This window comes from Streptomyces sp. NPDC001100 (assembly GCF_053598575.1).
Genome location: NZ_JBSFKO010000062.1, coordinates 1 through 19,042 on the forward strand (window position 1 = coordinate 1; position 19,042 = coordinate 19,042).

Here is a 19,042-nt window from a genome sequence, read left to right on the forward strand (position 1 = left end):
GGCGACGAGACTGCCCGGCGTGATCGCCGCGTGCCGGGTCTCGGCGGCGCGCGTCGTGTTGTCCATCAGCCCGTGCCCGGCGAGGGGGAAGAGGCTCGCGCGCTGCGGCGCGACGGGGGCGGGTGCCGTGCCGGGGGCGGTGACCGGGAGGATCGGGCCGGTGGCCGGGGTGGCGGGCGTCGCCTGCTGGGCCTGGTTGCGGATCTCCCGGGCCGCCCGCCGGAAGACCGACTCGATGGCCGCGGAGCCGCGCACGGTGTCGATCAGCGCGTCGTCCGGTATCCGCACCAGACCCCGCCGCGGGGCGCCGGTGGCGTCGGTCCCGTCGAGCCGGGCCCTGTCGACCGCGTTGGGCCGACGCGGCGCCCCGTCGGTACGCGCGGGCGGCGCGGGCGTCGTCGCGGGCGCGTGGGTACGGCCGTTCGGCACCGCAAGGCGCAGCGATCCGGTGACCGTCGGCGCGACGGGTGGCGCAGGGGCAACGGGTGGCGCACCGGCGGCAGTTGGAGCCGGGGCGACGACCGGGGCTGCCGGGGCGAGAGCCTGGTTCACGTTCTGCCCGAACCGCTCGCTGGGCTGGTCGCCGTCGTCCGCGTACAGGTCCAGGGCCAACCGCACCGGCACGTCGAACGCGTGACTGTCCTGGTTGGTGGCGATGAAGAACTGGTCGTGACCGGTGGCGCCGCCCACGGTGTCGCCGTGCGTGATCTGGTGGCCCTGCTGGTAGTCGCCCCCGAACGCGATGGACCCCCAGCTGCGCAACGGACCGCCGACGGTGCCCAACCCTCCGAACGCTCCGCTGTACGACTCACCGCGCTGCTCGGCGTCGCTGCCCGCCATCTGCGCCAGACCCATGACCTGGATACCCGGCAGAACGAGGTGATGGGTGCTGGCCTGCCCGGTGTCCCGTTCGGCGGAGAGCAGCAACCGGACCCGACGGACACCCGTGTCGCTGCTGTTGGGCACCTCGAAGTGCAGCGCGTGACCGCCGTCGACCATGGCGTCGGTGGCGGCCCGCAGCCCGGTACGGGAGCGCGCCTCGCGCAGTCGGCGCAGGTTGTTGAGCTGGGCGTGCAACCGGATCTGGTGCTCGGGCTCGTGGCTCCGGATCGCGCCGTGAGCCGACGGCAGGAAGCCCTCGCGGCGCAGCCACGCCTCGGCCTCGTCGAACAGGCCGTCCGTGCCGGTGACGTCGAGCGGGGCCGCGCTCAGCCCGATACCGTCCAACCGCTCCAGGGAGTCCGGGAGTTCACGCGTCTCGGCGGCGGTCGGGGTATGCCCGGCGGCGGTCGTCCGGCTCAGGAGCCGTAGATCCATGCCGTGCGGCCGAGGGAGCGGTGGCGCGGGCAGCACGTTGCCGTCCGGCCGGATCAGGGTGACCTGGTAGGTGACCGCGGTGGGGGCGAGCAGATGGCTCTGGTTGGTGCGGATGGCGTGCATCGTGCCCGCGGAACTGCTCGCGCTGTACGTGTTGGTGACCGTCGCCTGCCCCTGCACGCGCAGACCGATACTGCCGCCGATGGTCTTCGACGCGTCCGGATGACCCTGGCTGTGGTCGCCGGTGAGGGCGACGGCAGCGGTGCCACTGACTCCGAGACCGCTGGTGTACTTCGACGAGAGGTCGACCTTCGCGGTGTTGACCAGATGGCTTTCCAGGTTGATCTGCCCCGCGGTGCTCTGCCGCAGCGGGGTGCTGGTCCCGGGCGTGGTGACCAGGCGCAGCATGCCGACCGCTTCGCCGGCGGCGTTGGTGATCACGGGCGAGTAGAGCCCGCCGTGGATCTGCATCGGCAGCGTGCCGCGCAGCACCTGCTCGGAGAGGAAGTCCGAGACCTGCCCGGCGGCGGTGGCGTCCAGATGGGTGTGGAACGCCTGGTGGGCATGCTCGTACAGGGCCCTCGGGTCGATCACGGAATCGACACCGTAGAGCGGGAGATCGGTCGGCGCGGCGGGCGTGGGCAGCGAACCCGGCGCCGGATCGGCGGTGGTGAGGTGCCGCGGGAACCAGATCGTGGTGGAACCGTGCGACACCGGCGCACGCCACCCGTCCGTCGCCGGGGCGGTGGCGGGCGCGGCCGGCGCGGTGGGCGCCGCGCTGACCGCGGGGGCATCGACGCGCACCCGCCAGTGGGTGGTGAACTCCACTGGATCCGAGGGCTCGTTGGAGCGCTGGGCGGAGGTGGTCTGGACGGCCTGCGTCACGGTCGTCGCGTCACTGGCCTGGTTGTGCGTGACGGACAGCGTGAGCGATCCGTCTATCGCCCGCACGGCGGTCGGTGCGGTGATCGGGAACGTACCGGTCCAGGGCCCCTGGATCGTGCGGTACGTCCCCGACGGCTGGCTGGAGAAGTTCTCCCGCGTACCGAACCCACGCCGCTCGACATGCTTGTCGGGGTCGCGCGGGTCGAAACGCCCCTGCCGCAACGAGGCCCGCGCGTCGGAAAGCGTCAGTTGTACGTCGACGGTGTGCTCGTTCCCGCCGACCCGGACGGTGATGCGGTGACCGCCGTTCGAGCGCAGATACGGCAGCTGCAGCGCGAGGTTCTCCCGGCTCAACGCGTCCCGCACCTGCTCGCGCACCGACTCGGGCGGATTGTCGGCATCGAGTCCGAGCGCCTCGTAGACCTGACCGTGCAGCCCCTCGATCACCTCGTCGGAGAACGGCTCCGCATACACGAGTCCGACCGTGCCGTCCGGGAGCGCGCCGTAGGAGTTCACGTAACTCGACGGGAGGCGGCCCGGTGCGGGCGGCTGTGCGGTCGGTGCCTGGGAGGTGGGCCAGGTGAGGGAGGAGTCGCTGGGGATGGGCGTGGTGTCGGGTTCCAGGGCAGGGGTGGTGACGTCCTGGCCTGAGTGGTCGTGGAGTTGGGGCCCTGCGGACGTGACGTTCTCGATCGTGCGCAGATAACGGCGGGGAATGTGGACGGCGGCTTGGGTGGTGGCCATGACGCCGGTGGTGCGGACGGCCGTGCTGTTCGGGTGGTTGCGCAACAGGAAGTCGTTGTCGCGCTGTTCGTCCGGCAGACCGAGGTAGTGCAGGACCTCGTGGAGAAGGTCCTCGTCGGAATGGTTGGCGTCGAGGTGGAGTTGGTCGGCCCGGTCCGGGTTCGCGGTGTTGGTGAGGGTGATCGCCTCGGGGTGCGCGGGATCGGAGATCAGGTTGAGGTTGATGTGGAGCTGATCGCCTGAACCGGGCAGCGCCAGACCGGAGTTGAGGTGTGCGTCCAGCAGACCGGTGATGCGCTCGTTGAGTTGGGTCGTCAGCGCCGGGTCGGTCGCGGTGACCGGGAGGTTGAGCGTGTAGTCCCGTACCCACTGCCCGTTGGGCGCCTGGATACGACGAACCTGCGTACGGACGAGAGTCGTCGCACCACTGAGAGCCCCGGAGCGGGGCGAGTTGGACTGGTCCGCATGCGGATCGAACCGCTCGGTGGAGTGAACAGCCGGGCGCGCGTGAGGACGCAAGCCGTGCCAGCTGTCCTTCGGAGCAGGGTCCGCGACACGGGACGCGGGACGGTCCTCGTCGGCGTCGCGAGTCGGCGCGGGACGGTAACGACCGTTCGGCTGAACGCTGGTGGAGTCCTCGGGACCCCGGGGCGCCTGCGACGGGGTGATGGTTGCCGGGTCGACGGTGAGGGGTCCGGCGTCGGTGGCGCTGTAGTGGTTCAGGCCCGTGTAGTGGACCTCCAGAACCCGGGTGGCGGTGTGGGAACCGACGCGGGTGACGGTGCCGAGGCCGGTCGACTGGTCCGGTCGCAGTACCTCGACGGCCACGTCCAGGGTGTCCGCCAGCAGCGGGAGGAACAACTCGCCCTCGTCACGGTCGTATACCGCGGCCCAGTTCTGGACGGAGTTGAGCGCGTGGGCGAGTTCGGCGTCGGTGAACTGTGCGGTGCTCTCGGTGTAGCCGTGCCCGAGCAGTCGGCGGAGCTGGTCGTCGGAGAGGCTGTCCAGCGTGGGCAGTTGGCCGGTGTCACGCAGGTACGCGAACATGTCCCGGCCGCTGGGCTGCGCCGGGCCGATCGCGTCGTTACTGGTCAGCGCCTCGATGTAGAGCGTGCCGAGATCGTCCGACTCCAACTGCTCCGGCTCCGTGACCCCTGTGATGCCGTACTCGTCGAGGGTCGCCAGGAGTTCGGGCCGGTCCATGGTCGCCGTGCGCCCGTCGAACCACCCCGCGAGCGTCTGCCGTACCTGGCCCACCACCTCGTGCGGCAACGGGTGATCACTGCGGGCGGTGAGCAGTCGGTCCTCGGCGAGGATGCGCAGCTGGTCGGCCGCGAGCATCAAGTGCCGGCCGGCCGGGGGCATCGGGGTGCCCGACCGCCACCGGGTGAACTGGGCCAGCCCGGTGCGGACTTGGCGCGGGTCGCCCAGCCAGGCGTAGGTCTCCGGAGCCCTGGTTCGCAGTCCCGGCAGCCGGTCGCGGACCCGCGCCGGGTCGGTGCCGATGAACGTGTAGAGCATGCAGCGGCCGTCACCACGGGTCGGGACCGCATTGCCTCGCGGCGCCCGCACCTGGTAGTCGGCGGGCTGGGGTGCGGCGAGGGTGGAGGACGTGGGCTCGGACGAGGTGGCGCCGGATGAAGTGGGGCCGGGCGACGTGCCGTTGGTGTCGTCCTGGGCCGGGGCCTTGCCCTTGCCCTTGGCGTCGGTCTTGGCCTGCGCCTCTTCCGGGGTGAGGGCCGCGTCCGTGTCCGCGTCCACCGGTGCGCTGTCCGGGTCGGTGGACGTGGTGGTGGTGTTCCCCACCAGGGCGTCGAACGCGCTGTCCTGGGCGGACGTAGTCGTGCCGGGGTCGCCGGACGTGCTGCTCTGGTCCCCGCCGGTGGTGTCGTCGTCGCCGGCCGGTGGACCGCCCTTCGGCGGGACGAGGTACGTCGGGTCGGGAGTGGTCAGTTCGGTGTCCGCGTCCGAACCGCCGTCGCTCCCTGAATCCTCGTTCCCGGTGGTCGAGTTGTCGTCGCTCTCGGAGATGTCGCCGTCGCCCGGGAGCGGTGCGTTGCCGGTGGAGGGGCCCGCCGTGCGGGGGCGGCCCGAGCCCGGCCAGCGCGGGGTGACCGAGGCCAGCGTCGTGCGTGAGGTGGGCAGCGTCGAGGGTCCGACGGCCAGCACCCGGCCGGTGACGCCGGGCAGCGCGATCTCCGCCGCCGCCCGGCGGGCCGTGGCGTCGTCACGCCTGCCGAGGGCGTTGTCGATCCGGGAGTCGATCTCGCCGAGCGTCTGCGCCGCCCGCTCATGGTTCTCGCGCGCGTCCTCATGGACCATGGCCGCGTCCTCGGCATACCCGCGCGCCGTGTTGGCGTCCGAACGCCGGGTGCCCGCCGTGGCCCGCACTCCCGGGAGCTGCGCCCGCGCCTCGCTCAGGGCCGCCTCGTCACGGTCCAGGCCGGCCTGGGTGTCCCGGAGCGCGGCACGGTCCCGCTCAAGCCCGGCCCGCACCTCGCCGAGATCGGCGTCCAACTTACCCAGATCGGCGGTGACTTCGGCGATCTGCTGAGTGAGCCGGGGGTCTACGGCGGGTGCAGGGGCGGGGTCTGCGACCGTGTCCGGCGCGACGGTGTCCGACGTGGTCGTGCCCGGCGTATCCGTGTCCGCCGTGATCGCGCCCTGCGTATCCGAGTCCTGGGTGACCGTACCCGGCGTCGTGCTCTCGACGGTCGTAGCGTCGTCCGTGCCGGACGGGCCCGGCACCGGAGCGTTCACCGTGTCGCCGGAAGCGGATTCGGAGCCGGCGTCGGAGGGCCTCGTCGTCGCGGGCGCGGGCGCGGTCGCGCGGGCCGTGAGGTCGGCCAGTTGGCGGCGCGCGGTGTTGATCCGGGCGCTGAGACGTAGCTCCTGGCGCTCGCCCTCGGAGACCGCGCCGGTGAGCGGGCCGATCGTGCGGCGGGCCGCGGAGATCCCGCCGACCAGGCTCTTCTCGCGGGTGATGAGGTCTTGGAGGTCCTGTTCGGCCCGGTCCGCGTCCTGCTCGGCGGTGGTCGCGGCCGTGTCGGTCCGGTGGGCCTCGTTCGCCGCGGCCGTCAGCGCGGTGGCCGCTTCGTTCAGGGCGTCCTGCGCGTCGGGCCGCAGCCCCCGCTGCTCGTACTCGTCGTCGAGCGCGGCGGTGTGGTCGTCCTCGGCCTGGTCGAACGCGGCGGCCTCGCGCTCGAAGTTCGCCCACGCCTGGTCCAGCGCCGCGACACCGGTGGTGGAATCCGACGCCGTGTCCCCCGTGCCGGGCGCCGCGATGTCCGTGCCCACCGTCGCGTCGCCCGTACCCGGCGCCGCGTCCCCTGTGGCCGACCTCTCCGTCGGCGGTCCTGTCAGCGTGCCGTCCGGGTCGAAGGACCAGACGCGCAGGCCCTCGGGGCCCCGGGTGACCAGTTCCACCGGGCGCCCGTTGTCCCGGGCCGCCCGCGACGCCGCGTAGAGGGCCAGGGTCAGGCGGGAGCCGTCCGGGTCGGGGCCGGTGGCCACCCAGAACTGGAAGCCGTCGTCCGTGAGGTCGACGCCCGCGTTGATGGTGTTCCGGACGTTCCCCAGCCGGGTCGTCGCCCAGTCGTCCGGAGCGGTGCCGGTGCCTTCGGTGAGGAGGGCCGGGAGGTCGTAGACCTGAGGCACCGGACGGGGCTCGGTGATGCCGTGGCCGAGGGCGTCGCGTTCCTCGATGCGGATCGTGGCCGTACCGGTGACATGGCGGACGCCCTCGGGGCCGGTGACCTCGATGTGGACGTCGGCCCGCACCTCGTAGCTGCGGGTGCCGCGGCCCTCGGCCGGCAGGCTGGTGCTGCCGGTCTTGAGCCAGTCGCGGCGGCCGCCGGAGACTCCGCTGCCGAAGTTGCTCGCGTCCACGGGCCGTTGGAGCACCGGCGGGGTCGCGCCGAGGAGGTTGCGGTCGGGGTCGTCGGCGCTCAGGACGAACGGGAGCGACAGCCCGGTGGTGGTGTCGGCTCCGGAGACCGTGCTGCTGCTCTGGGTGCTGATCCGCAGCCGGTCGAGGGTCACGTCGCCGCCGTCGGTGACCACCCGCGGCCGGTACAACGAGACGGTGAGCGTGGGCCGTTGGTCCGGGGCGTTCTGCAGCGGGAACGCGCCCGGCATCGACGGCAGCATCCCGCCGGTCTGCCGGGGTGTGTCCAGCGAGATCGTGCCGGCCTGGATGAGTTCGCCGAGCCGTACCGACGCGTTCTCGTCGGAGGTCGAGGCCGGCACGGAACGCCAGCCGCTCCCGGTGTCCGGGGCGACCTGGTCGAGGGCGGTGTACAGCTGGCTCCAGCCGTCGAAGCCGTAGACGGGGACGGAGCCGGTCGGGTGGAACAGGTCCGCGTCCCGCAACGCGGGCTGTGTGGCGGGGAGTTGGCGGGGGTCGACCCGGGAGAGCGCGGGCGGCGGGGGTGCGGGCAGCGGAGTCCGGGTGCCGTCCCCGTCAGTCTCGCTGCCGGTGAAGCGCAGGCTCACCTGGGCCGGTACCCGGACCTGGCCGCCGAGTTCGCCGGAGAGGGTGCGGCTGAGCCAGGAGCGGGTGGGCGCGTCGGCGTCGTCCCAGGCGATGAACCCGCGCTGCACCAGCGCGCCCACCACGTTGGGCGGCCAGTCGGTGACCAGGGTGGAGCGGACCGTGGCGACCAGTTCGTAGTCCAGGCCGTCGAAGTCGGCGGCGCTGTCGGTGCGCAGCCAGAACCGGTCCTCGGCGGTGCGTCCGCTCTTGTCGACCTTGCTGGACGAGGAGACCACGGTGGCGGAGGGGCCGAGCCGGTCCGTACGGTCGTCGGTGTCGGGGCGGCTGAACCGCGCCGTCGGGTTGACGGTGAGCCGGTGCTGGCGGCCCACCGAGGAGGAGAGCGAACGGCCCTCCGCCGTGTGCGAACCCCACTGCTCCATACCGGACTTGTCGCCCGGCACGGCGGTGCCCCGCACGGTGCCGCGGTGTGCGGCGGTGCTCGTGGGCCGGGCCGAGAACGTCACCTCGACCAGCGCCGCACCGCCGAACCGGTGGTGCCGGAAGCTGAACCTGGTCTGTCCGCCGCCGCGCCCGATCAGCGCCCGCTTCCCGGCGACCCCGGTGTTGTCCGCGACCAGCGCGGCGACACCGGGCAGGTAGGAGGCGTGGCCGGGGGTGGTCACGCCGGGGGCGTAGCGGTCCACCAACTGCCGTACGTCGTTGTGGAATCGGGAGCGCTGCTCGATCGGCGGGGTCGGCGTCGGGCCCGTGCCCGGGTCGGAGAACTCGGTGACCGAGGTGACCGCGGCCAGGCCGAGGGTGCCGTCGTGGACGTACCGGTCGGGCAGGGACGGGCTCGTCAGACCTGTCGTCGAGGGGTCGGCCGGGCGCTCGGGCAGGGCGCCCATCCACCGTCCGTCGCGCTGGAGTTGACTCTCCGTCATGAGGAACTGGAGCCCGCGCGGCACGTCCACGGCGACTGTGACGGTCTCCCCCGGCCCGAAACCGAAGGAGTTGGCGATCACGTTGCGGTGTCCGGACCGGACGGTGATCAGGTAGGTGACGTCGGCCGTGATCCGGTGCTGGAGGCCCGACTGGGTGGGCGTCCGGTTGGTGCCGGTGCCGCTGGTGAGGGTGTCGGACTTGTCGCTCTTGCGGTCGTACTGGTAGCGCCCGGACGGGTTGAAGCGGGACGGCGTGGACGGTGTGGGCGCCGGGGAGCCGGCGGGCTGCGAACTCGGGGTGGAACTCGGCGGGTTGTTCTGGGTCGCCGAGCCGCCCACCCCGAACTGGTGGGATTTTCCCAGGCCCTTGAGCTGCTGCGCCGAGTCGGCGGCCGAGATGCCGGTCTCCAGGTACTGGTTGACGCTCTGTGTCAGCCGGGGCGTGTGGGCGACGGCCTCGATCTCGATCGCGAGCTGCCCGTCGGCACCGAGCCCGGGCAGCGTAAGCCCCTCCACCACATAGGTGCCGCTGAAGATCTGGTGTCCCCGGCCGACCAGCGAACCGGGCGAGAGCGCGGTGATACGGGACTCTGCGCTCACCGTGGTGGTGTCGCCGAAGGGACTCCCGACCAGCGAACTGCTCAGGAACCCGGTGACGTTGTCCACCAGCCTGGAGACGCGGCCGGGAGGGCCGGCCGATACGGCACCGGCGTTGGTGTCGGCATCGGCGCTGTTGTCGTCACCGGTACTGGAGTCGGCATCGGTGTCGACACCGGCGCCCGTGACGATCCGGCGGAAGGCGTCCTGCAGCGCCCCCGAACCGCGCACCACGTCGATCAGGGCGTCGTCCGGGACGCGGACCACGTCCGGGTGCGGATCGCCGGTGGCCGGGTCCGTCAGCGCCAGCCGGTCCCGGTCCTCCTGCGTGACCTGCCGTACGGTGAACGGCTCGCCCTCCGGCGCGGGCTCCGCGTCGGCTTCGTCCAGCGTGCGCTCGTGCGGCACGGCCAGCCGGATCGTGCCCGCGACACCCCGCTCGTGGGGCGCCGCCAGACCCAACTCCAGGTCGGGCTCGCCGTGTTGGGCAGGCGGCGGCGCCTCGCCGAACCGGGCGACCGGTTCCTGGCCCGACCCCTCGTACAGGTCGAGCGTGAGGCGGACCGGTACCCCGAACTCGTGGGTGTCCTGCCCGGTGCCGATGAAGAACTGGTCGTGGCCGAGCGTGGTGCCGGTGGTGTTGCCGAGCGAGGCCTGGCCGACGTACTGGTAGTCGCCGGTGGCGCTCAGGGTCCACGCGCCGCCGTGCGGGGTGGGCACGGTGAGTCCACCGCCGAACCCGGCGCCCAGGCCGTAGGTGTTGCCGAGCCGGGCGGTACCGCCGCCCGCCGCCTGCGCCAGGCCCATGACCTGGATGTTGGGCAGCACCGTGCGGTGCTCCACCGGCCGGTTCGGGTCGCGCTGGGCGCCCAGTTCCAGCCGCACCCGGCGCCGCCCCGTCACCGAGGGGACCTCCAGGAACAGCGAGTGGCCGCCGTCCACCATGGAGTCCGTCGCCGCGCGCAGCCCGAGCGGGGAGCGCAGCTCCTGCAGTCGCCGCAGATTGTTCAACTGCGCCTGCACCAGCGTCTCGTCGGGCAGTCGGCCGCGGTGCGGGGCGTCCGCCGGCGGTGGCAGGAAGCCGTGGTCCCGCAGCCAGGTCTCCGCGTCCTCGAACAGCGGCTCCGCGTCGTTCTCGTCCACGCCGAGCGGGGCGGTGGACTGTCCGATCGACTCCAGCGTCTCCAACTCGTGCGGCAGCACCCGTAGTTCGTCCGGCTCCGGCGCATGCCCCGCCGCGTCCTCGGCGCTGAGCACCCGCAGATCGAGAGCGTGGGTCCACGTCCCGGGCGCGTAGGTGGAGATGGAGCCGTCGGGGCGGATCAGGGTGAGGGTGTACTCGACGTCCGCCTCGGTCAGCAGATGGCTGCGGTTGGTGCGCACCGCGTGCATGGTGCCCGCGAGGTTGCTGGTGCCGAACACGTTCTGCGCCGCGAGGCTCGCGGTGCCCTTGCCGTTGACGGTGCCGCCGATGCCGTGGGAGGCGTTCGGGTGTCCCACCCCGTGGTCGTTCGTGAAGGTCGGGCCGACGCTGCCGGTGAAGGTCACCCCGCTGTTGAACGACGTGTTCTGGTCGTTCTTCACCGAGTTGACGACATGGCTCTCCAGGTTGATCTTCTTGTCGAGGCTCTTGGCCACCGGAGTGGTGCCCCGGACCGTCGCGTCCAGCCGCATCATGCCGACCGCGCGTCCGCGCGCGTCGGTGAGGACCGGCGAGTACAGCCCGCCCTCGACCTGCATGGGCAGCGTGCCCCGCAGAATCGGTTCGCTGAGGAAGTCCGCGAGTTGGGCCGAAGACGTCGCGTCCAGGTCGTCGCGGAAGTTCTCCGCGGCCCCCTCGTACAGCCGCCGCGGATTCAGCACCGAGTCCACGCCGTAGATCGGCAGCGTCGTGATGTCGGCGGGCGCGGGCAGCTCCTGACCGGGATCGTTCTCGGCGTCCACGAGGTGCTGCGGGAACCAGATGGTGACCGTTCCGTGCTGCGCGGCCGGACTCCAGTCGTGCGCGGGGTCGGGAGCTGCGACGACAACGGCCGTATCCGTTACGTCTGTTGCGTCCCCCGCGTTCGCCACATCCGTGTTCGCCGCGTCCGTGTCCGGGGCCGGCGCGTCCACGCGCACCTGCCAGTTGTCGGTGAAGTCGAAGGCGCGGGAGGGCTCGTTGCTGCGCTGGGCGCTGGTGGTCTGCACGACCTGGGTGACGGTGGTCGAACCGTCCGCCTGGTTGTGGGTGATGGTCGCGCCCAGCGCGATGTCCACCCCTCGGACCGGGCCCGCCGCGCCGATCGGCACCGAACCGGTCCACGGCACCGGGATCGTCGAGAACGTGCCGGACGGCTGCGCGGAGACGATCTCCCGGGTGCCCTGCCCGCGCCGCTCCACGTGTTTGTCGGGATCGCTCGTGTCCAGCGTCCCCTGCCGTACGGACGCCCGCCTGTTGTCGAGCGTCAGCCGTACGTCCACGTCGCGGTCGACGCCGTCGACGTCCAGGACGATCCGGTGACCGCCCTCGCTGCGCAGATACGGCATGTTCAGCGCCAGCTGCTCCGCGGACAGCACGTCCCGGAGCTGGGCGAGCACGGGGTCGTTCGGTCCCGGGGCGGGCCGGCCGAGCGCCGTGAGCACCTGGCGGTGCAGCCCGTCGACCAGGTCCGGCGCGAACGGCTCCACGTGTACGAGCCCCAACTGGCCGTCGTGGCGCCGCCCGTAGCCACCGAGGTAGGAGGTGGGGCGGCCACCGCCGACCACCGACTCGGTCGGCGAGGTGGTGTCGCCCTCCGGGGAGGTCAGGGTGATGTCCGGCACCGGCACGACCGCGGGGACGGTCTCGGTGTCCGTCTCCGTATGCGTATCGCTGTGCGTTTCGCTGCGCGTATCGCTGTGCTTATCCGTCGGCTCGATGCCCACCGTGTCCGTGGACGTGGTGGCCACCGGGGTCGGTGCGGTGTCGTTCTGATCGACGGTGGGGGTGGGCGGGGCGGGCGGGTCCGCACCGGGCGCGCCCTTGACCGGTCCCCGACGTTCGGCACCACCCCGGTGGTCGTCCGCGGGATCACCGACCAGGGTGCCGATCAGCGCGAGGTGACGGGGCCTGAGCCCACCCGACTCGTACGCCGGGTCTCGGTCCGACGCGGGCGTGAACCGCGTGGGGTCGCCCATCAGACTGTTCGTGCCGCCGCGGTGCGGGGCGGCCGAGTCGAAGCCGCTCTCGTCGCGCAGCCCGAGCTGATGGCCGACCTCGTGGGCCAGGTCGGAGTCGGAGATGTCGGCCGGCCACGAGTGGTGGGTGGCCGGGATCCCGTCCGTCGGGTCGGTGAGGGTGACGTCGAGGTGCGGTGTCTCGCCGGGGGCGGCCGGTACGACGGTGACGCGCAGCCGGCTCCCGTCCCCCAGCCGGTGGCCCGGGGCGTTGAACACCCGCTGCACACCGTCCGCCAGCCGCTGCTGGACACCGTCGACCTGCGACCCCAGCCCCGGATTGCCGGTGAGCCGGTAGGTCACGGTGAGATCGGTGACCGGCACCCCGTCGTGGGTGAATCGCCGTACGGCGAAACCGGCCCGCACCACGTACTGGGTACGCGTGCCGTCCGCCCCGAGGGGCCGGGAGACCGGATCGACCCAGGTGTGACTCCGCTCCGAGGGCGTCACCCCGGCCCGCGCCTCCGCGTAACTCCCTGGCTCCGGCGCGGAGTTGGGCGTCACGGACGGGGTGAGCACGACTGGCTCGGGGGCGGGTGTGGGCGTGGGCGTGCTGTCCGGTGCCGGGCTGGATGAAAGGTCCGAGGACGTGTGGACGGGTGTCGGGGCCGGGGTGTCGGTACCGGAGTGGGACAGCGAGGCTGTCTCCGGCGCGGGATCGGTGTCCGGCGTCGAACTGGTCGCGGGCGGCGCGCTGTTGCTGGTGGTGGCGACGGGGGTGGGGAGGTCGGTGCCGGTGTGGGTGTCCGTGCTCGTGCTGGTGCCGGTGTTGCTGTCGGCCCCGGTGTTCGTGTCGGTGTCGGTGTCGGTGTCGGTGTTGCCGACTGTGCCGGAATCGGAGTGGGAGGTGTCGATGCCCTCCGTGCCGGTGGCGTTGGGGGTCTCCGTGCCGGTGCTGTCGGACGTCGTGTTCTCCGGGCGCCCCGTTGTCGTAGTGCGCGGGTTGCCACCGCTGTGCGAGGTCGTACCGGAACCTGAACCGGACGTCTGACTGCCCGTATTCGTGGTCGGGGTAGTGGTCGTGGTCGTGGTCGGCGGTACGACGCTGGTGTTGGACCCGCTCGCGACCGGAACGTCCGGCGAGAGCACCGGAGTTGAGGGGTCCGAGGGGTTCGAGATGTCCGAGGTGTCGTTCTGTTGACCAGTCCCCTGGCTCTCACCAGTACCGTCCGGCTGCTGCTGCACTGTGCGTACAGGCCCGGGAGTTCCCGCGTTGCTGGTGTGCGGACCACCGCTGGTGTTGGAAGGCGAACCGGAACCCGTCGTGCTCGCACTCGTGCTGGTGCTCGGCGGCACGACCGTCGTATCCGGGGTGTCGCCCTGCCGCCCCGTCCCCTGCGCCTCCTCGGTCCCACCTGCATCGACCTGTTCCGGCGACCTCGTCGGCGTACTGGCCGTCGGTGTACTGCTCGTAGGCGTATGGCTCGTAGGCGTGCTGGACGACGAGTTGCCCCCGCCCGACGTGCTCGTCGTCCCGTGCGGGACGTTGCTCCGGAGGTCTCCGCCGTCGACCTTCACGTCGTCGACGTGGGTGTCGGTGGACTCGGGCGGCGGGGTGTTCGTGGTGGTGCGTTGGGGGGTGGTGGTCGTCGAGGAACTGCCGTTGTTCGACGTCGTGTTGATGGGGCCGGGGCCCGATGTGGTCGACGAATCGGACGCCGGGCCGTTCGACGAAGAGGCCGAAGGGCCGGTGTTCGGGCTGGAGTTGTTGTCGGAGCTGGAGTCGGAGTTGGTCTCGTCGTCCGGGATGTCCGCCGTGCCCAGGGTGTTCACCTGCGGCGGGGTGGTGAAGTTGAACTTGTTGCCGATCGCGCCCGCGCCCTGGCCCAGGTGACGTTCGCTCATCGAGCTGAGGCCGGCGCCGAGGAAGGTGTTCAGCGGGTCGATGGGGAAGCCGAAGATGGACGCCGTGGCGATCTCGCCGAGCGTCTCCGCGCCGCCCTCGGTGAGGAAGTGCTCGACGTCCTCGCCGAGTTCGTGCTTCACCTTGTCGCCGAAGGACTTCGGCTTCGGCGTGGGCATGGGCGTCGGAGTCGGGGTCGGCGTGACGTGCGGGGTCGGCGTGGTCTTCGGGTTCGGGGTGGGCGTCGGCTTCGGGTTCGGCTTGGTGTTGAGGTCGGGGTTGTCGAACTTGTGGTTGTTGAACTTCTTCCCGTTGCCGCTGATGTCCTTGAACGGGTTGTGGGTGTTGAAGATGTTCTTGAAGTTGTTCTTCAGGCCCTTGCCGAGGTCGTGCAGCAGGCCGTGGAACAGGCCGGTGAACGCGCCGAAGACACCGTCCTGGACGATCTGCGACCAGTCGAACCCGTTGGGCCGGCGGCCCTTGGGCGCGCCCAGCATCATGGCGAGCCGTACCGCGAAGGTCGTGAACGCCTCTTCGATCGCCTCCGTGATGCTGGGCATCAGGTGCGTCTTCTTCATCAGCCATTCCATCAGCGTGAGAATGGCGACCCGGCTGCGGGCCTTCGCCACCGCGGCCTGGCTGGAGGCGGAACCCCCGGTGAAGGCGGACAGCACCGCGATGACCAGCAACTCGATGAGCAGCCGCACCAGTTCGGCGATGATCTGCCACTTCGACTCCATGATGTCCATGGAGGACTTGGTGCGGGACTGTCCGATGCTGTCGAGCTGGTCGGCGAAGTCCTTCAGGTAGTTGACGCCGCCGCTGTCGAGGAACATGTGCATCGCCCGCACATAGTTGTTCCCGACCTGCGGCGGCAGCGCGCGCCCGACCCCACCGGCGGTCTGCTCGATCAGGTCCGAGAGGTCACGCATACGCCGGCCCAGCCGCTGGTACGGCTTGCCGTTGGCGAATGCCATGTCCTCGTCGGCCTGGAGGAACTTCTCGCCGATGAGCACGAACATGAGGTTGTTCAGCTGGGGCGACGCGTGGATGGTCATCAGGGGCGATCCGCTGCGTCAGTGCTTTCCGCCGTGCGAACCACCGTCGGTGTCGCCCGTGTTGACGTTGGAGTCGTGGATGGCGTCGAGTACGCCGCTCTGGGTGCCCAGCACGCTCTTGAGATTGGTGAGGGTGCCGTCGCCGATGCTGACGATCGCCTCGGAGAGGGACGAGCCGGTCTTGATGGAGCCCTCCCGTTGTTGCTTCTCCTGCGGCAGCATCTGCTTGGCGTAGCTGTCGTCCTGTCCGGGCCAGTCGGAGGTGGACGACACGTCCGTGATGAACTCGTTGATCATCTCATTGGCCAGCCGGCTGATCTGCTCGATCTGCCGGGTACCGGCGACGAGCGCGGGCGGGGTGGCGGAGTAGGCGTTCGAAGCCATCGTCTTCTCAGTCCTCCGGGTCTTCGCTGATCTCGTCGCGGAGCCGGCCGGCCCCGCGCCGTCGGCCGGCCTTGGGGCCCTCCAGGACACCGGGCCCGAAGATCTTGTTCCAGTCGACGTCGAAGCCGGTGATCTCGGGTGCCTCGGGGTTGGCCTTGGTGAAGGGCTCGAAGGTGGCCATGACGTGCCGGGCCATCCGGGCCCGGGCCTCCTGCACCGCCTCCAGCACGCTCGCGGCGAGCTGACCGGCGGGCATCGTGCGGTACTTGTCGTCCAGGAAGGTCAGCGCGCGCAGGTCGCCCTGCGCGCTGACGGTCACCTCGACCGCGCGGTCCGCCGAGCGCACCGTGCTCTCGGAGTGGGCGAGTTCGGCCTCCGCGCGTGCCACGGCGGCCTCGGTGGCCTCCAGCTCGGCCACCGCCTTGGCCAGCCGCTGCTCGATCGACTCGCTGCTCATCGGCCGATCACCGCCGGTGAACCGCCCTCGTCGGTGCCCCAGACGTCCTCGTCCTCGGTGAGCCAGGCGTCCCGGGCGCGGTCGCCGCTCTCCGTGGAACGGCCGTTCTGGCCGGCGCCGTTGCTGCCGGGGCCGCCCACCGGGTACGGGGCGCTGGACGTGGTGGGCCGGGTGTACACGACGTCCTCGTCCTCGTCCACGTTCGCCGCCCGGTTGGTCCGGCCGCGCCGGGTGGCGCCGTTGGACGGGTCGGTGAGGACGGCCCGGGTGCGCTCGGTGGTGCCGCCCTGACCGCCGCCGCCTCCGCCTCCCATGCCGCCGCCCATGCCTCCCATGCCGCCCATCCCCATCGGGTTGAGCGGGGTGCCGCTCGACGCCTGGGCCGGGGTGGACGCGTCGAGAGCGGCGGTGTCGAGGGAGTCGGAGCGCAGCGGGCCGCCGGTGTAGGGGGTGCTGTCGTAGTCGTCGTAGCCGCTGTCGAGGCCCGAATTCAGGCCGCCGGAGGACGAGTTGAGACCACCGCTGCTGAGGCCGCCGCTGTTGAGCCCGGTCGTGTTCAGGCCGCTCGTGTCGAGGCTGGTGCCGTTGTTCAGCCCGCTCGTGTCCAGGCCGCTCGTGTCGAGACCGCTGGTGTTGAGTCCGCTCGTGTTGATCGAGGACGAGGGAAGGTCGCTGCCGTCGATGTCGGTGGTGGTCGTGTGGCCCGACGGGTCGGTGGTGGTGAGTTGGCCGGTGTCCGGGTTGAGGGTCTGGGTGGAGCCGTCCGGGAACTTCGTGGTCAGCGTGCCGTCGTCGTTCAGCGTGGTCGTCGAGCCGTCCGGGTTGGTGAAGGTGTCGCCCGGGTTGAGGTGCGTGGTGGTGACGTTGCCCGAGGGGTCGGTGACGGTGACCTGGCCGGTGTCCGGGTTGAGCGTCTCGGTGGAGCCGTCCGGGAACTTCGTGGTCAGCGAGCCGTCGGAGTTGAGCTGGGCCGTCGAGCCGTCCGGGGTGGTGAAGGAGCCGTCGGTCGGGTTGAGCGTCGACGTGCTGACGGTGCCGTCCGGGTTCGTGGTGGTGACCTGTCCGGTGTCCGGGTTGAGGGTCTGGCTCGTGCCGTCCGGGAACTTGGTGGTCAGCGTGCCGTCGTCGTTCAGCGTGGTCGTCGAGCCGTCCGGGTTGGTGATGGTGCTGCCCGGGTTGAGCTGGGAGACCGAGGTGGTGCCGTCCGGGTTGGTGGTGGTGACCAGGCCGGTCGACGGGTCGATGGTCTGGGTGGAGCCGTCCGGGAACGTGGTGGTGAGGCTGCCGTCGCCGTTGAGCTGGGTGGTGCCCCCGGTCGGGGAGTTGAGGGTGGTCGAGCCGTTCTTGGTGGTGTCGTTGCCGTTCAGGAGCGAGGGGCCGTTCAGCAGGCCGGTGGCGAGGTTGCTCAGGTCGTTGCCGCCCGAACCGTCGTTGTTCAGAGGGCTGTTGGTGTTGAGGTCGTCGAGCCCGGTGCCGACGTTGTTCAGGCTGTTGCCGAGATCGTCGTTCAGGTTGTTGAGGCTCGAATTCAGGCCGTCGCCGATGTTGTTGAGGCTGTCGTTCAGGTTGGTGTTGAGGTTCGTGCCGAGGTTGTTGAGGCCGTCACCGAGGTTGTTGAGGTTGTCGTTCAGGCCGTTGTTGAGGTTGTTGAGGTTGTTCCCCAGGTTGTTGAGGTTGTCGTTCAGGCCGTCGTTGAGGTTGTTGAAGTTGTTGCCGAGGTCGTTCAGGTTGTTGTTGAGGTTGTTCAGGCTGTTGTTGAGGTTCTCGTTGTTCTGGTTCGCCTCCTCTTCGGCGATCTCGTTCTCCTCCTTCTGGAGGACCTCGGAGAGCGTCTCCTTGTTCTTGTTCGTGACCTCGTTGGCGAAGGCGTCCTCAACGTCCGCCCAGGCGTTCTTCACGGCGCTGAGCGCGTCGATGGACGGCTGCTTCAGCTTGGCGTCCGCGTGGTCCGACCAGCTCTTCACGGCGGCGTCGGCGACCTTCTGCCAGGTGGTGTGCTGGGTGAGGTCGCCGTACTCGGGGACGGACTGCTTGAAGTTGGCGTCGGTGGAGTAGGAGGTGTAGTCGCCGCCTCCGTACTCGCTGTAAGTGGACTGTGTCGATTCCAGCACGTGGTTGATGTTGTTGTTGATGACCCACTGACTGATCCCGTCGAGGATCTTCTTCACGTGGTAGTGCGGGTCGTGCTGGCCGTCCGAGGCCCAGTCGGTCCACGCGGTCTGAATGGCGGTGATCGCGTCCTTCAACGCCGTCTGCGCGGCGGCCAGCGCGTCGCTCAGCTTCGACTTCGGGGCGTAGCCGCCGAGGGTGGTGTTGGTCGCCGTGTAGTCGCTGCCGCCCAACTGGGAGACGTAGCCGTCGTAGTTGGTCTTCAGCTCGTGCAGCAGATGCCAGAAGAGGCTGGCCGCCTTGCCCTTCCAGGCCGCCTGGTCCTCGCCGAGCGAGGTCATCCACTGGTTCACGATGTCCGAGTGGTCCTTGAAGAACTGCACCACCCGGTCGAAGGACTGCCCGGTGTGCTCGAAGGAGAGCATGTCGACAGCGTTGGCGTCGATGACCGACAGTCCGCTGTACTCGAAGCCCTGCGTCGAGTACGGCGACGCCAGGATGTGGTCGAGGACCAGCTTGCTGCCCGAGATGTACTGCGCCATCGGCCCCGAGTCCCACTGGACGTGCGAGTACGAGCCCTCGAAGGCGCCGCCGCCGGTGGTCTCGCCGCCGCTCCAGAGCGTGGCACGGCCGTTCCCGTCGACGGTGACGCCGATCATCACGATGCGTGCCTTCTTCATGCTCACGCTGTCGTGCGCGCCGTCCCCGCCGGCGTCGTAGAAGGCCAGGTCGTAGTCCTCGCCCTTGTTGACCTGCCAGCCGCCGATCGCCGAGTAGTCCGCCGCGGTCACCGACCTCATGCCGATGCCCTGGATGTCCATCCGGAACAGCTTGAGGTTGCCGAAGTCGTCGTTGGACGAGCTGCTCAACTTGTCGAACAGCGTGGACCGGGCCGGGAGCGTGTAGCCGGTGAAGTCGGTGACGGCCTGGGCGAAGTAGTCGTCCGGGTCGTAGTTGGCGGTCCCGGTGGTGGTTTCGGCCATGGGGCGGACTCCGCTGCGGAGGAGGAGGGACTGGGGTGGGGGGTCC

At 70.7% G+C, this 19,042-nt stretch carries 4 protein-coding genes; all 4 read right to left on the bottom strand.

Annotation, left to right across the window (positions count from 1 at the left end):
* Window positions 1-15,063: hypothetical protein (locus ACWDEW_RS46450; protein ID WP_450522061.1), on the bottom strand; the 15,063-nt coding region annotated here is incomplete at its 3' end.
* Window positions 15,064-15,081: 18 nt separating this feature from the next.
* Window positions 15,082-15,447, bottom strand: coding sequence for a hypothetical protein (locus ACWDEW_RS46455; protein WP_450522063.1), 366 nt, complete (start codon window positions 15,445-15,447; stop codon window positions 15,082-15,084).
* A gap of 7 nt (window positions 15,448-15,454) precedes the next feature.
* The gene (locus ACWDEW_RS46460; RefSeq protein WP_450522065.1) at window positions 15,455-15,904 is read right to left on the bottom strand and encodes a YbaB/EbfC family nucleoid-associated protein; all 450 of its coding nucleotides are present in this window, start codon (window positions 15,902-15,904) and stop codon (window positions 15,455-15,457) included.
* Window positions 15,901-18,996, bottom strand: a complete 3,096-nt coding sequence (locus tag ACWDEW_RS46465; RefSeq protein ID WP_450522067.1) for an AAWKG family protein — start codon at window positions 18,994-18,996, stop codon at window positions 15,901-15,903. The genes ACWDEW_RS46460 and ACWDEW_RS46465 overlap by 4 nt, the downstream gene beginning before the upstream one ends.
* Between the last annotated feature and the right edge of the window lie 46 nt (window positions 18,997-19,042).